This window comes from Sphingobacterium rhinopitheci (genome assembly GCF_022627575.1).
Taxonomy (GTDB): domain Bacteria; phylum Bacteroidota; class Bacteroidia; order Sphingobacteriales; family Sphingobacteriaceae; genus Sphingobacterium; species Sphingobacterium rhinopitheci.
In genome coordinates this window covers 83,582-99,313 of the sequence record NZ_JADEYQ010000012.1, presented here as the reverse complement: position 1 = coordinate 99,313, position 15,732 = coordinate 83,582, and the positions used below count along the sequence as shown (strand labels likewise).

At 34.2% G+C, this 15,732-nt stretch carries 14 protein-coding genes; 9 read left to right on the top strand and 5 right to left on the bottom strand.

Going from position 1 to position 15,732, the window contains the following annotated elements:
* Window positions 1-130: 130 nt before the first annotated feature.
* The gene (locus IP023_RS11655) at window positions 131-1,603 is read left to right on the top strand and encodes a glycoside hydrolase family 130 protein (RefSeq protein WP_241790540.1); all 1,473 of its coding nucleotides are present in this window, start codon (window positions 131-133) and stop codon (window positions 1,601-1,603) included.
* On the opposite strand, the gene IP023_RS11650 is transcribed toward IP023_RS11655, so the two are convergent.
* The 3 genes from IP023_RS11650 to IP023_RS11640 all read right to left on the bottom strand — a co-directional run bounded on the left by IP023_RS11650 (window position 1,600) and on the right by IP023_RS11640 (window position 4,896).
* The gene (locus IP023_RS11650; protein WP_241790539.1) at window positions 1,600-2,643 is read right to left on the bottom strand and encodes a hypothetical protein; all 1,044 of its coding nucleotides are present in this window, start codon (window positions 2,641-2,643) and stop codon (window positions 1,600-1,602) included. The two genes, IP023_RS11655 and IP023_RS11650, sit on opposite strands and share 4 nt — an antisense overlap.
* Complete coding sequence (locus tag IP023_RS11645) at window positions 2,631-3,773, bottom strand: glycosyltransferase (RefSeq protein WP_241790538.1); 1,143 nt, start codon at window positions 3,771-3,773, stop codon at window positions 2,631-2,633. Before IP023_RS11645 ends, IP023_RS11650 begins: the two co-directional genes overlap by 13 nt.
* A 265-nt stretch (window positions 3,774-4,038) precedes the next feature.
* Window positions 4,039-4,896: an AraC family transcriptional regulator gene (locus tag IP023_RS11640; protein ID WP_241790537.1), complete on the bottom strand. Its 858-nt coding sequence runs from the start codon at window positions 4,894-4,896 to the stop codon at window positions 4,039-4,041.
* Between the two features lie 137 nt (window positions 4,897-5,033).
* Here IP023_RS11640 and fucP point away from each other — a divergent pair, with 137 nt between their 5' ends.
* From fucP to IP023_RS11600, 8 genes are read left to right on the top strand one after another with little or no spacing between them, the layout of a single operon-like run.
* Window positions 5,034-6,275 (top strand): L-fucose:H+ symporter permease, encoded by a 1,242-nt coding sequence (gene fucP / locus IP023_RS11635; RefSeq protein ID WP_241790536.1) that lies wholly within the window; start codon window positions 5,034-5,036, stop codon window positions 6,273-6,275.
* Between the two features lie 14 nt (window positions 6,276-6,289).
* Window positions 6,290-6,619 carry an L-rhamnose mutarotase gene (locus tag IP023_RS11630; protein ID WP_241790535.1) on the top strand — a complete coding sequence of 110 codons (330 nt, stop codon included), beginning with the start codon at window positions 6,290-6,292 and terminating at the stop codon, window positions 6,617-6,619.
* A gap of 1 nt (window position 6,620) precedes the next feature.
* Window positions 6,621-8,285 carry a UxaA family hydrolase gene (locus IP023_RS11625; protein ID WP_241790534.1) on the top strand — a complete coding sequence of 555 codons (1,665 nt, stop codon included), beginning with the start codon at window positions 6,621-6,623 and terminating at the stop codon, window positions 8,283-8,285.
* A 10-nt stretch (window positions 8,286-8,295) separates the two neighbouring features.
* Window positions 8,296-9,600, top strand: a complete 1,305-nt coding sequence (locus IP023_RS11620) for an alpha-L-fucosidase (RefSeq protein ID WP_241790533.1) — start codon at window positions 8,296-8,298, stop codon at window positions 9,598-9,600.
* A gap of 2 nt (window positions 9,601-9,602) precedes the next feature.
* Window positions 9,603-10,367, top strand: a complete 765-nt coding sequence (locus IP023_RS11615; RefSeq protein WP_241790532.1) for an SDR family NAD(P)-dependent oxidoreductase — start codon at window positions 9,603-9,605, stop codon at window positions 10,365-10,367.
* A 33-nt stretch (window positions 10,368-10,400) separates the two neighbouring features.
* Window positions 10,401-11,255 carry a fumarylacetoacetate hydrolase family protein gene (locus IP023_RS11610; RefSeq protein ID WP_241790531.1) on the top strand — a complete coding sequence of 285 codons (855 nt, stop codon included), beginning with the start codon at window positions 10,401-10,403 and terminating at the stop codon, window positions 11,253-11,255.
* A gap of 4 nt (window positions 11,256-11,259) precedes the next feature.
* Window positions 11,260-12,090: an amidohydrolase family protein gene (locus IP023_RS11605; protein WP_241790530.1), complete on the top strand. Its 831-nt coding sequence runs from the start codon at window positions 11,260-11,262 to the stop codon at window positions 12,088-12,090.
* A gap of 6 nt (window positions 12,091-12,096) precedes the next feature.
* Window positions 12,097-12,888: an L-fucose dehydrogenase gene (locus IP023_RS11600; protein ID WP_241790529.1), complete on the top strand. Its 792-nt coding sequence runs from the start codon at window positions 12,097-12,099 to the stop codon at window positions 12,886-12,888.
* 157 nt (window positions 12,889-13,045) lie between these two features.
* Here IP023_RS11600 and IP023_RS11595 read toward each other — a convergent pair whose 3' ends face one another.
* Both IP023_RS11595 and IP023_RS11590 read right to left on the bottom strand, forming a co-directional pair.
* The gene (locus IP023_RS11595) at window positions 13,046-13,747 is read right to left on the bottom strand and encodes a DUF4397 domain-containing protein (protein ID WP_241790528.1); all 702 of its coding nucleotides are present in this window, start codon (window positions 13,745-13,747) and stop codon (window positions 13,046-13,048) included.
* Between the two features lie 137 nt (window positions 13,748-13,884).
* Window positions 13,885-15,720 carry a glycoside hydrolase family 2 protein gene (locus tag IP023_RS11590; RefSeq protein ID WP_241790527.1) on the bottom strand — a complete coding sequence of 612 codons (1,836 nt, stop codon included), beginning with the start codon at window positions 15,718-15,720 and terminating at the stop codon, window positions 13,885-13,887.
* Between the last annotated feature and the right edge of the window lie 12 nt (window positions 15,721-15,732).

The following is a 15,732-nucleotide window of genomic DNA, read 5'->3' as shown; positions in this document are numbered from 1 at the left end:
CATAAGATGGTAATGTAATAAGATCAATAGTTTATTGTAAATTAATTTTCTTTTAATGATATTTTTTTACTTAAATATAGTTGTAGCAAAATAAAAAACTATCTACAGCGTTATTAGCTTAAAGACAGATATGAATTTAAAGATAACTCGCAAAAACATTTATTTTCGACCTGATTCAAAGCGAGTTTTAGCAAGATATTTTAACGTTAGTGATGATCGTAAAGAAAATATTATAAGTAGAGTACTCGCTTTGAGCAGTGCTGAAAAAGACAATACCTTAAATCAATTATTACGTAATTTTTCTAATAGACATCGTAGTGTAGTAGAGATATGGGAGGCAAATTTTAAAAGGACTATTGCAGCTGTTTTTAGTACGGAGATTGCTGAATATTCCTATTCTTTCAAAGAAAAGCTACTTATAGGTGCTTATTTCACTATGGAATATTCTGTGGAAGCTGCCGCTTTTTTTAATCCTTCTATTGTTGTTTCTCCCGATCAGTCCCAATTAAATAACGGCGAAAAGCGTGTTATCTTGAGCTTTAGGGCTACAGGAGAGGGGCATGTTTCTTCAATTGTATTTAGGTCCGGTATTATTGATGAGCATTTGGACCTACATATTGATGAAGTAGGTAATTTGTTAGAAAAACCTAAACATTTTAAAAATCATATCTATGCTAAAATTGATTTTTTTGAAAAAATTTCTATGCATGAAACTGTCGATGAGGATTTCTTAAAGATTATCTACGATAAATTTCCAGATACTTTTATTTATGAAGAATTAAGAAGGTTTATTTATGAATTGAAATCAGTCTATGGCGACAATTATAAATATAACCAGTTTTTAAATCATATTTTATGGTTAGGATCATCTCATTATCAGATTAAATATTCATTAGATACATCAATTTCTGAACGTGTTATTTTTCCTATTTCTGATACTGAGAAAAATGGTATTGAGGATGCACGATTTCTTAAATTTGATTATGGCAATGGTAGGAGTATATATTATGCCACATATACGGCATTTGATGGCATAAGTATTATGCCAAAACTATTATCAACTAAGGATTTTATTACTTTTAAGATTCAGCCTATAAATGGTAAAATTGCAAATAAAGGCGCTGCATTATTTCCTAAAAAAATTAATGGCAGATATGCGATGCTCTGTCGCGTAGATGGGGAGAATAATTATATATCTTTCTCAGACGATATCGGCAATTGGCAAGAGGAAGTGATATTACTTAATGAACCTCGTTATGCTTGGGAGTTTATACAATTGGGGAATTGCGGTTCTCCGATAGAAACGTCCAAAGGTTGGATCGTACTGACGCATAGTGTTGGACCAATGCGTCAGTATACAATTAGTGCTATTTTACTTGATTTGAAGGAGCCTACAAAAATTATAGGTTCTTTGAAAGAGCCTATATTATATCCTGATGATGAAGAAAGAGAAGGATATGTTCCTAATGTTGTGTATTCTTGTGGTCAGATGGTACATAATGACTGTTTAATAATCCCTTATGCAATGTCTGATCACTCTTCCACATATGCTACGATTCCTATCAATGATTTATTAGACGAACTATTAAAAAATAAAATCTAGTGATTAAAGAATAAATAGGCCTGCCATAAACTTATGGTACTTTCTGCTCCTTGATTGTAGTTTATAGTATTTTTTTCTATTCCATCAGAGCAGCCTTTTGTTTCTTTATCATATAAGGATTGTTTGATGTTGTTTTTCCCAAATAACCATTCATAGCATTTCTGACTCGTGCCTTTAAGCTTTATTTGTGGGTACCGTAGATTGATCTTTTTATATAAAAGGATCATGGAAGGTATCTCAATGGGTTGTTGACCAATAGTACTAATAGGTTGATTTTTTGAATACCAGCCATTGTTACCAATTAGAGCTAAATATTCTCCCTTGAAAAGAATTGAATCTAAGAAAATGGTAGCTAATATACCAACTTCTTCATATCGGTGATCTTTTATAATCTCATTAGAAAGAAACAGGGCATAGGGAATAAGGGCATTGTCATAGGTTATATATTCTTCAAACCAATGCCATTCGTTGGTGGCATTGCGTTCATATTGACTGATTATAAAATCGGCTAAAGTTTTTATTTTTAAACGTATATCTTTACTGTATTTTCTGGAATAATGAAGAGCATGTAAACCACATATGATATAGGCTGCTGTTCTTATTGATAACGTTTGGGTCAGTCTATCATATGATTTATCTATTATATCGGTTATAATTCGACTAATATGAACTCTTTGATCCATTTCCATGGTGATTCCTAGTGCCATGATAGTTCTACCGAAAGAATCATCACTTCCTATTTCATCCAGAAATTCATTCTCATAAGATAGGAAATTTTTGAATGTACCATCATTATTCTGAATATACATAATATATGATAAATAGGTGTCAATCAAATGATCATATTCACTTGTATTATATATTGCTCTTGCTATTGCAGTTAATTGTAATGCCCTAGCATTATCATCTAAACAATAGCCATGATGATAATTTGGAAAGGAAAATCTGGCATGTTGCAATATGCCTACTTGGTTCGTTAATCTTATAATGTGGTCTAAATGAAGTTTAAAAGGGATGGCAGTATATGTTATTTCAGACATGTTTTATTATTCTTAATAGTTTTTTGTAAAATAATTAATAATTGTTTTGCGATGATAGGCCATTGTATAGTCTTGCCATATGTCTTAGCATTGGTTCTATATTTTTGAAGTACTACTGGGTTATTGATCAAGGTATCTATTAAAAAAGCCAATTGTGTAGGGTCATTGAAATTGAACAGTAAGCCTCTATTGTGATTTAATAAATCTTTCGCATAATGATAGGGGGTAGATATAACAGCGGCACCTGCACCCACAGCGAATGAAAGTGTACCACTACTTGTTTGATTTTTATTTGGATATGGGGTGATATATATATCGCAGGCGGCTAGATAAAGCTTTAGCTCTTTGTTATCTGCAAATTTATTTATCATCAGAATTTTATTATCTACACGCAAATTTGATATTCTTTGATGTAGAAATTCTCTGTATTCTTCCCCATCTTTTTTTATAATATTAGGATGTGTGCTGCCTAATATTATGTAGAGAAAATTCAAATCACTTATTTTGGCTATGGCATCTATTGCAGTTTCAAATCCTTTCCCTTTACTAAGGAATCCAAAGCTTAGTATTAATATTTTGGAGGTAGGTAAATTTAACTTTGTTTTTGCTTTCTTTTGATCTATATCAAATATAGGGACACCGTGGTGAATGAGTTTCATTTTTTCATCTTTGATATTAAATTGCTTTTTCATCAGTTTTATTGCAGATTCAGTCATTACTGTGATTGTATCGCTTGCCTTGTGTAATGCATCTATAATATAAGATTGTTTTTTTGTGGGATTATCGAGTGTAGTATGGAAGTTGGTGAGTAGAGGAATGCATAGTCTGCTTGTTAATTCTATGATATGTTCTCCAGATAGGCCTCCAAAAATTCCAAACTCATGTTGAAGGATACATATATCATAGTTATTGTTAATAAAGTTAGCTTGATAAATATAATTTTCTTTGGATTCTTTATTTATGGTAGCAACTACCTCCGAAGGATATTTATATGAGCCATTTTCGGTAACTGCTATTATGTTTATAGTATGATTAGTAGTAGTTTTTATTAAAGATTTGTATAAGTCATTTGAATATGTTGCTATACCACATTTCTGAGGAATGTATGTTGAAATAATAATAATTTTCATGTTAATATTGAGTAAGTTCGGAGTACATTCTTACTAATATAACGCTTATAAACCGATTAATTATTATTTTTAGTTATTTTTTTTAATTAAAAGTATCAATACTTTCTTTATTATGTTTTTTTTAAACTTTTCTTATTCGACCGTTTACGCTGATCAATAAGTGCTCTTTATAAAATGAAAAACAGCACAATTAAGTAATTAAATCTGTAAGTGTTTTTCTTAATAGTACTTGGATCTGAGCAAGAGGTTGTTTTATAATTAACTGTTAGTAAGCGGTGTATTTAGTTTTAAAATGGATAGGTGTCATATTAATTAGGCTTTTGAATACCTTATGAAAACTAACAAAATTATTAAAGCCGCTTTCGAAACAGATTTCTTTCAAGGACATATCTGTATTTTTTAAGCACCTACAAGCATGAGCTACTTTTAATTCATTAATAAAGGAGGTGGGGGACTTTCCTGTTTTCTGTTTAAAATAGCGACAAAATGAATTTTTGGTCATTTTGGCTTCATTCGCTAGCATTTGAAGCTCGATTTTTAGTTTGTAGTTATCGCGAATAAAACCCATAACATTGCGCATACGTTGTTCATCATTCGAACTATTTAATGTGGAATAATTGTTACTTACAATACTATCGAGATTCAGGGATGAAAAATTTTTTAATATTTCGATCAACGAAATAAATTTTGAAATACCGTCATGTGTTAAAGCTTGTTCAAACAAAGTTGCTATTGATTTTGCTTTATGGCTTATGAGTCCTTTTTCGGCTTTTTGCAACAATATTTTCAATTCATGTAATTCTGGAATATTAAATAAATCCTTTCCCGCAAAGTCATTATTAAAATGAATGACTACACAATCTATGTTTGGCGAATTTTCTTCAGTATTATTAGTATGGAAAAGCCAGAAATGAGGGATGTTAGCACCAATAAGTACACAAGTATCTTCGGAGAAGTCTTTTATTGCATCACCCAAATATAAAGAACCTGCACCTTTAGCAATCCATACCAACTCCAGTTGCTCATGATAATGCCAACTATTATGATGTTGAGGATATATATCATGTCGAATCGTGAAGCTATTGTGATATTCTTTGTTGTTAATTAATTGTTTAGGTCTCATTGGCTGAAGCTTATTTATTCCTAAAATACATGTTTTATCCTTAAAAGGATAATATAGTTTATTTTATAGGTAATAACGTTTAGTTTATTATAAATAATTATGTTTTAATTAGTATTTTCAATATATACCATTATAGAATGACAGAAAAGAAGAATTATACGTTTGCAATTATTTTGATTACCTCCTTGTTTTTCTTTTGGGGGTTCATACATAATCTTGATCCTATATTAATCAAGCATCTTAGATCAGCATTTAGCTTAACACACTTCCAAGCTTCATTGGTTGATTCCGCAGTTTTTGCAGCTTATTTTTTATTAGCTATTCCCGCAGGATTAATTATGAAAAAATATGGCTATAAAGCAGGTATTCTTACGGGATTAAGCTTATTTGCTTTAGGCTGTTTCCTTTTTATTCCTGCAGCCAATAGTGTGAGTTATCCATTTTTCCTTGCAGCACTTTTTATATTATCCTGTGGCTTAACTATTTTAGAAGCTGCAGCTAATCCATATATTACAGTTCTTGGGGATCCTGCAAAAGCAACACAACGTCTGAATTTTGCACAATCCTTTAATGGCTTAGCAGCATCTATAGCACCAATTGTCGGCGGTATATTTATTCTAGCTGAAGAGCCCAAATCGCCAGAGGAGCTGGCTTCACTTTCTGAAACAGCCAAACAAGCTTATATTCAGGCGGAAACAGCTTTGGTGAAAGGTCCCTATTTAGTGTTGGGGCTAATCATATTAGTGGTCGCAATATTATTTTTTTTCACCAAACTTCCTGACATAAAAGAAGTCAACGAAGGAGAATCTTCTAAAGGTTTCTTTGGTTCGCTAAAACATAAAAATGTTAGTTGGGCTGTTATAACTCAATTTTTTTATGTGGGCGCACAGATTTATGTGTTGAGTTTTTTATTAGTTTTTACCGAAGATGCCCTGAAAATGAGCGGCCAAGAGGCTAAATATTATGCAGGTTTAGCAGGTTTATTATTTATGATAGGTCGTTTTATAGGGACTTTTTTTATGCGTTACATCGCGCCGTACAAACTTTTAGCAGTATATAGTTTGATATCCTGTTTACTGTGTTTTGTGGTTATCTATGGTGCAGGAATGATAACGCTATATGCATTGATAGCTATTACATTTTTTATGTCTATAATGTTTCCTACGATTTTCGCAATGGGGATTGAAAATACTGGTGCAGACACCAAATCAGCTTCAAGTTTAATTATAATGTCCATAGTTGGTGGAGCGATTATCCCTCCGCTAGCAAGTCAAATAACAGATATATCCGGTAATATTCACATGTCTTATTATGTGGTATTGCTCTGTTTTGTTATTGTTTTTTTATTTGCCATAAACAACAAAAGTATCACCAAGTAATAAGTATAAAATAAATGAAGAGATATACATTAGCATTGGATTTGGTTAATAATAAAGAACTTATTCAAGAATATGAGGAATATCATCGAAACGTAAGCCCTGAAATAAAAGAATCTATTGTCAATGCGGGTGTTGTTCGTATGGATATATATAGGTTTGAAAATAGGTTGTTTATGATTATGGATGTAGATGACAGCTTTACATTTGAACGGAAATCTTTGATGGATGCCGCAAATGAAAAGGTACAGATATGGGAACAATTGATGTGGAAATATCAGCAAGCTATCCCTGGATCCGAGAATGGGGCTAAATGGGTTTTAATGAAACAAATATTTGAATTATAGTATGAGCAGAGAGCGTTTATTGTTTTTACAAATACACCCTAAAGATAATGTTTTAGTGGCATTACAAGATTTAGCAACGGGGACCAAACTAAATTTTAACGGCAAGTCTATCACCTTATTGCAATCTGTTGCTGCCAAACACAAGTTTACAATAGATGCTATCACTAAAGATCAAGAGGTATATATGTATGGTGTATTGGTGGGTAAGGTAAACTATGACTTGAAGGCTGGTGAATTGATCGATGTAGATAATCTACGTCATGCTGCTGATGATTTCAAGCTATCATCGCGCAAATTGTCCTGGGATAGGCCTGATGTTTCATCTTGGTTAGAGAAAACATTTAATGGATTTCACCGTAGTAATGGTGCTGTAGGTACGGCGAACTATTGGTTAGTCATTCCTTTGGTGTTTTGTGAAAATAGAAATGTGGCTACCTTAAAATCAGCATTAGAGGAAAAATTGGGATATGCTGTAATTTCCAAAGACTATACTGAAGATGTAGATAAGCTTATTCAGAAATATAAATCTGGAGCAGCTGTAGAAGAATTACTTGGGTTAGATCTATCTTCCATAAAAGTAGAAAATAAACAAAACAGAATCTTCAAGAATGTTGATGGTATAAAATTTTTGAATCATGAGATGGGTTGTGGTGGTACGCGATTGGATTCTGATGCTCTTTGTGGTTTATTGGCAGGCTATATTACACATCCCAATGTCGCAGGAGCTACAGTTTTAAGTTTAGGGTGCCAACATGCACAAGCTTCAATTCTAAAAAGTGAAATTGCTAAGCGTGACCCAAATTTTGATAAACCTTTGTACATATTTGAACAGCAAGTCGAAGGGACGGAGCAAGAATTAATGCAAAAAGCGATTAAATCCACTTTTGCAGGTATGGCAATAGCAAACCAACAAAAGCGTCAAGCGGCACCATTGAATAAGCTTTGCATTGGTTTGGAATGTGGCGGTTCGGATGGGTTTTCTGGGATTTCAGCTAACCCTGCATTAGGTTATTTGTCGGATATGCTTGTGGCATTAGGGGGATCCGTTATATTAGCCGAATTTCCCGAGTTGTGTGGCGTAGAACAAGAGTTAAGTGATCGCTGCATTGATGAATCGACCGCTGAAAAATTTATGCATCTCATGAAGGTATATAATGCTAAAGCAGAGGCTGATGGTTCGGGATTTTATATGAATCCTTCTCCTGGTAATATCCGCGATGGCTTAATAACGGATGCTATAAAATCTGCTGGAGCAGCAAAAAAAGGAGGAACCTCTCCGGTGGTTGCAGTGGTAGATTACCCGGAATTGGCCAATGGACCGGGCTTAAATTTATTATGTACACCTGGTAATGACGTCGAAAGTACAACTGCAGAAGTAGGGGCGGGTGCAAATATTGTATTATTCACAACGGGCCTAGGTACACCAACGGGCAATCCTATTGCACCTGTTATTAAGATATCAACTAATACAAAGATATATAACAAGATGTCGGATATAATAGATATCAATTGTGGGACGATTATAGACGGAGAAGAAACCATTGAAGAAGCAGCACATCGAATACTAGAATATGTAATACAGGTAGCTAGTGGGGAATCAATAGTTAAGGCCGTCCAATTGGGGCAAGATGATTTTATTCCGTGGCGAAGAGGTGTTTCCTTATAAAATGAAAAGAATGAGAAAGTTATTAGTTACAATTTTGTTATTGCTGCAGATTATACAGGTCAATGCACAACAAAATTATATCCCATCAAAAGCAAATTTGGATAATCGTCAATGGTTTGAAGAGGCAAGATTTGGCGTGTTTATTCATTGGGGAGTATACAGTATTCTTGGTGATGGTGAATGGGTGATGAATAATCAAAATTTTGGATTAAGTGAATACGCATTATTACCTAATTTTTTTAACCCTATAGATTTTGATGCCAAGCAATGGGCCAAGCTTTATAAAGATAGTGGTGCTAAATATGTAACCTTTACGTCACGTCATCATGATGGTTTCTCGATGTGGCACACTAAGCAGTCTAATTACAATATTGTAGATGCTACTCCTTTCAAAAGGGATATCATAAAAGAATTCGTGGATGCTTGTCGTGCAGAAGGGCTTAAGGTAATGTTTTATTATTCGCTATTGGATTGGAAAAGAAATGACTATTTGCCAGCCGGTAAAACTGGGAGAGGGGTTTTAGAAAGAGATTCAACACAAGGTAATTGGGAGAGCTATATTAAATTTATGAAAGCCCAATTGACGGAGTTACTTACACAATATGGTCAGATCGATGGTATTTGGTTTGACGGGCATTGGGATAAACCAGATGTAGACTGGAAATATGATGAATTGTATGGATTAATTCATGCGCTCCAACCGCAATGCCTTATTGGTAACAATCATCATATATCTCCGATTCCTGGTGAAGATTTTCAAATGTTTGAGCGTGATTTACCTGGGCAGAATAAGACCGGATTTGGCACTAGTTCTGAACATATTGGTTCCTTACCGAAAGAAGTGTGCGGTACAATTGCAGGTTCTTGGGGATTTGATATCAAAGATAGAAAGCGTAAAACTATGAAAGAGGTATTGGGGTACTTAATCAAGGCTGCAGGTCATGGTTCAAACTTATTGCTCAATGTTGGTCCAATGCCGAATGGTCAAATTCAGGATTATCAACAATCTAGATTGAGAGAAATAGGTGATTGGCTGGCTGTATATGGTGATGCTATCTATGGTACAGAAGGTGGTTTTATTGATCCTACTGAGGAATATGCTTTTACCCAAAAAGGTAACCAAATATTTCTTCATGTTATGAATACAGAAGCTGAGGTATTAGAAATTGAAAATTTTACAAGACCAATAAAGTCAATTACAACTTTTGACAAGAATAGTAAAGTCAATTACCAATTGAAAGACAATAAATTGAAAGTTACATTACCTAAAATAACGGATAATGTGGCTTATGTTTTAATAATTAATGGAAATTAATAATGTCAAAATTAAAAGGAAAAATAGCAATTGTGACTGGAGGTGGTTCTGGTATTGGCAAAGCTATAAGTCTATTATTTGCAAGTGAGGGGGCCACAATACATATATTAGATTTGAATAAAACAGGTGCTGAAGAGGTCCTTCATGAAATAGTATCTCTGGGTGGTAAGGCATATATAAGCATACTAAATATTGCTGACCACCAGGAAGTATTAACTGCGGTGCAAGCGATTGGTAAAGTAGATATTCTTGTTAATAATGCAGGAATCGCCCACGTAGGTAATATTGAGAATTGTAAGGAAGATGATTTCTCTCGGGTGTTTGATGTTAATGTAAAAGGGGCATACAATGCGCTTTATGCTGTGATCCCCCAGATGAAAGTCAATAAAGGTGGGGTTATATTAAACCTTGCTTCTATAGCCGCAATTGTAGGAATTAGTGACCGTTTTGCTTATTCGATGAGTAAAGGAGCGATTTATGCAATGACGTTATCTATCGCTCGCGATTACATCAATGATAATATCCGTTGTAATTCTATTTCTCCAGCACGAGTTCATACGCCATTTGTGGATGGATTTATTGCTAAAAACTACCCTGGTAAAGAAGAAGAGATATTTGACAAATTAGCTCTATCTCAACCCATCGGTCGTATGGCAAAACCAAATGAAATTGCTAAATTAGCTTTGTTTTTATGTTCGGATGATGCCGCATTTATAACTGGTAATGACTACCCTATAGATGGGGGTTTTATAAAACTTAACAATTAACCATAGTAAAATTATACCTAAACAATTAACAAAATGAAATTAATAAGATTTGGAGAACCAGGAAAAGAAAAAATTGGTGTACAAATAGCAGATGAAAACTATGACGTTTCTGACTTTGGTGAAGATTATAATGAGTCTTTCTTTGAAAGTAATGGTATTTCCCGTTTACGCAAATATATAAATGCTAATTTTGAATCTTTAACAACTGTACCTCCAGGGACACGATTAGGAGTTCCTTTTGCAAGGCCCTCGAAAATTGTGTGTATAGGTTTGAATTATAAAGATCATGCCGAAGAAACTGGAGCAGCGATTCCGTCAGAACCAATCATATTTATGAAATCTACGACTGCTTTAGTTGGTCCTAATGATAATGTGATGATCCCTAAAAATTCCCTAAAAACAGATTGGGAAGTAGAATTTGGAATTGTAATAGCGAAGAAGGCATCTTATGTAACAGAAAGTGAAGCATTAGATTATGTAGGTGGATATGTGTTGCATAACGATGTGTCAGAGCGTGAATTTCAAATTGAAAGAGGTGGTACTTGGGACAAGGGCAAAGGATGTGATACATTTGCGCCAATGGGGCCTGTATTGACTACAGTAGATGAAATACCTGATATAAATAATGTGCGTCTTTGGTTGAAGGTAAATGGTAAAATTTATCAAGATGGTAATACCAGCAATTTGATTTTTAATGTCCCTTATATTGTATCTTACGTATCTCAATTTATGACTTTATTGCCTGGTGATGTTATCTCTACGGGAACACCTGCAGGTGTAGGTCTAGGTTTTAACCCACCTATATATTTGAAAGAAGGAGATATCATTGAGTTAGGGGCTGATTATTTAGGACAGCAGCGACAAGAAGTGATAGCTTTTAAGAAATAATAATATGCGTATTGATGCTCACCAACATTTTTGGCTTTATAATGAAGTGAAAGATGCTTGGATTACTGATGATATGGTAGTTCTCAAGCGTAACTTTCTCCCCAATGACATATCCGAAACATTAAAAAGAAATGGTTTTGATGGAGCGATTGCTGTACAAGCAGATCAGTCACATCGTGAAACAGCTTTTTTAGTAGAGCTTTCTGAATATTTTAAATTAATCAAAGGTGTTGTTGGTTGGGTAGATCTGCGCGCAGAGCGCATAGAAGAACATTTGGAGCATTTTTCTAAATTCCCAATAATAAAAGGCTTTAGACATATAATTGAAGCAGAGCCGGAAGGGGATTTTTTGATAAGAGAAGATTTTCAACGTGGTTTGGCAGCCTTGACTAAGTATAATTATACCTTTGATTTGTTGATTAGACCTCGGCATTATGCGAGTACCCTATTATGTGTACTAAATAATCCGCAACAGAAATTTATGCTTGATCATATTGCCAAACCTGCTATAAAGACCAAGGAATTTGATGATTGGGCATTATTTATTGAACAATTAAGTAAATATCCTAATGTATATTGTAAGATCTCAGGATTAGCAACTGAAGCAGAATGGAAAACCTGGAAATTAGATCATTTTAGCCAATATATTGATCATGTAATTTTATCTTTTGGTAAAGATAGAGTATGTTTTGGCTCTGATTGGCCTGTTTGTGAATTGGCAGCTACTTATGAAGAAAGTATTCAAATTGTCGAGCAGAAATTAGATAGTTTTACAGCTGAGGAAGCTGAAGGATTTTGGGGTGGTGTCGCAACTAAATTTTATGGTCTTAAATAATCAATCATGAATTTGAATTTAAAAAATAAAGTTGTAATAGTTACTGGTGGTGCTAAGGGGATCGGCAGAGCTATTGTTATTGCTTTGGCGAATGAAGGCGCAATTCCAGTAATCATTGGAAGGACACAAAAAGATAATCTACAGGTAGAACAAGAGGTGAAGAAATTGGGGGCTGATGTTTTTTCTGTTGAAGCTGAATTAGCATCTCCTCAGGATTGTGAAAAAGCTGTTAAAGCGGTGTTAGCAAAATATAATAAGATAGATGGGCTTGTAAATAATGCAGGACAAAATGATGGCGTTGGCCTTGCTTCGGGAAGTTATGAAGCTTTTGTAGGATCTCTCCACAAAAATCTTATTCATTACTACCTGATGGCACATCATGCATTAAATGCGCTCAAAGATTCTAAAGGAAGTATCGTAAATATTAGCTCAAAAACCGCAGAAACAGGACAGGGCAATACCTCTGCTTATGCAGCCTCTAATGGTGGGCGTAATGCCTTGACAAGGGAATGGGCCGTAGAATTATTGCCATTTGGTATCCGTGTGAATGCAATTGTTGTAGCAGAGGCTTCGACTCCACAATATGATACTTGGATTCGAACGTTAGATAATCCCGAAGAAACATTACTAAAAATTACCAATAGAATTCCGCTAGGTAATAGAATGACTACAGCTGAAGAAATAGCCAATACTGCTGTATTTTTGCTTTCTGATAAATCTAGTCATACAACAGGACAATTGTTGCATGTAGATGGAGGATATGTACATCTTGACAGAGCATTAATCAAAGAGTCTTAGTTTTTGTTCTATTCTAAGAAGAATATATCAGCAAAAAAAAGAGACTTATCTTTCTAGAGATAGCCTCTTTTTTTGTTAATTGTCACCTTGATTTTCAGGCTATTTAACTATTTTATTATTAACCATTTTCTTTTTAACCAGTATTAATAACCAAATACTATTGTTGTATAATGCCTAAATATATCGGTTTTGAAGTCGAATTGTTATCGCCAGATATTATTATACTATAATAACGAGATTGGATAAAATCATGTTCTCTTTCGATAATAGGAGTATTATTCATATCCGTAATAATTACTTTTCGCTTTCCTGAAGTTTGTGCTTTAAATGCAGTATTTGCTGCTGTATTATTAGCACTTAATACTTCGGGAGCTACATTAGGATAAATAGGTGTACTCGTAGTATTGTCTAGATAGACATTAACATTTCCTAAATTACTAGCCAAGTGTAAGAATCGTAAAGCCACATTTGTATTGATATTTCCTAAGGAAACATCTGTTGTGATGATGTTTTTTGCTTTCTCGCCATTACCAAAAACAAAAGATGTATAATACGTACTATCTCTCAATGTAATAGTGGTATCTGACACTAGTTTATTATCTACACTGTATGCTTTAAAATTCTTATTTCCAGGGAATATTAAAGCTACGTTAGAAGTGTATTCATTATATCGGATGGGTACATTAGGAGGGGTGATATAATTGTTGTCGACGGTGAATACTAATGCATCAGCATTAGTATAAGCATTGACGATTTTCAATGCGGCCTTTGGCACATAGGGGCCTGGATCATTGTTTTTCAAACAACTAGTACTAATCAAAGTAACAAGTACAAAGAGGGCGGAGAATAGTTTATTCATTGTTTTCATAAGACTAAATTTATAATTATAACGGTAGCAAATGAGAATTGGCTACAGCTTATAATTAATTAATATATATACTATAAACAAAAAAGAGCATCAATTGTGTTGATGCTCTTTTAATTAGATAATAATTACTACTTCTTATAGAGTTTTTGATGCATTTTAAATAAATCTTCAACAGGGATTTTGATGACTTCTCTGTCGTACGTCATTAATCCATTAGTTTCAATCTCTACATCTGTTGTTTGTGTATATACAGCAGCAGACAAGCCTTTTGGAATAAGTGCACTCAAATCATTTATCAACTCCTCGTATCTTTTTTTGAGCTCTTCTTTATTTTTGAATGATTGATATCCCCAATTGTCTTTTACTTGCCAAGTATGGTTTTCAATAGGTAAACCTAATCCTCCAAATTCACCAAGTGCTAGAATGTAGTCTTTACCATATATATTTGGATCTGGCATTGCAGCATCTGGATAATTGTGAATATCTAAGATATGTCCTGGCGCATTGAAGTTACCACCACTAGCACCATTTACTAAGCGTGAAGGATCATTGTTGATTGTCCAATCGACTATTTCTTTGGATTTAAATTGACCCCAAGCCTCATTGAATGGTACCCACATCACGATAGAAGGGTAGTTGTGCAGTTGCTCCATTATTGCTTTCCATTCTTTGCGATAGATAGCTTCTGAAGCGGCTGTTCTTATTTTATCATGTTTGCCGTTACGTATTTTTCCAGGTTGCATATCCCATATATTACCCTCCAAATCACCACTTGGCATATCTTGCCATACTAAAATACCAATACTATCGCAATGTCTGTACCATCGCGCAGGCTCTACTTTAATATGTTTTCTAATCATATTAAAGCCCATTTCTTTTGTCTTTAGGATATCAAATTTTAGTGCTTCATCCGTCGGAGCAGTATGTAATCCATCTGGCCACCATCCTTGATCTAGTGGTCCATATTGGAATACAAAGTCATTATTTAGAAGTAAGCGCTTTATCCCATTAATGGTTTTAGAGCTGATTTTTCGCATAGCGAAATACGAATCTACCTCATCTATAGTTTTACCTTTGCGTACCAATTTGATTTTTAAATCATACAAATGTGGAGATGATGGACTCCATAGTTTAGGATTATTGATGTTCAATTCGATCGGCTGATTGACATCTTTTTTCCATTCGCCAATACTATTACCTTTATCAAAAGCCTCAATAATGAGCTGGTCACCTGGTAAACTGTTTGCGATATTAGCATCAATATTTAATACTGATTTATCTATATCTGGAGTTTGTTTTGTAGAGACAATATGTGTCAGCGGAACAGATTCTAACCATACAGTTTGCCAAATCCCTGTCACTGGAGTATACCAAATACCGTGTGGGTTGTTGATCTGTTTACCTCGCGGTTGAGGTCCTAAGTCAGTGGGATCCCATACACGGATTGTTATTTCCTGCTTTTGACCTTTCTTTAAAGCTTTAGTAATATCTAAACTGAAAGAATCAAAACCTCCTTCATGACTTCCAACAGGAATATTATTGACGTATACTTCGCATTGCCAATCTACAGCACCAAAGTGTAATAACACTTGATTCTTGTTGAAATTTTTAGGTATTTCAATTGTATTATGGTACCAAAGTGCTTGATCTTGGCTTACACTTTTCCCAACGCCCGAAAGAGCAGATTCTATGGCAAAGGGGACTAATATCTGACCTTCCCAATTGGAAGGAATACTACTTTGATCTTTTGGTGTTAAAGCATATTGCCATAAGCCATTTAAATTTTTCCAATTGCCCTCTCTTTTTAAAATAGGTCTGGGATATTCTGGATGTGGCGATTTTGGGTCTACTTTTTTAGACCATGAAGTTTGAATTTTGTCTCCTGCAATTTTCCAATCTTGTGCATGTGCAGCAGATAAGCTAGCTACTAATAAGTAACTAGCTAACAATGTTTGTTTAATCATAATTTAGGTTAA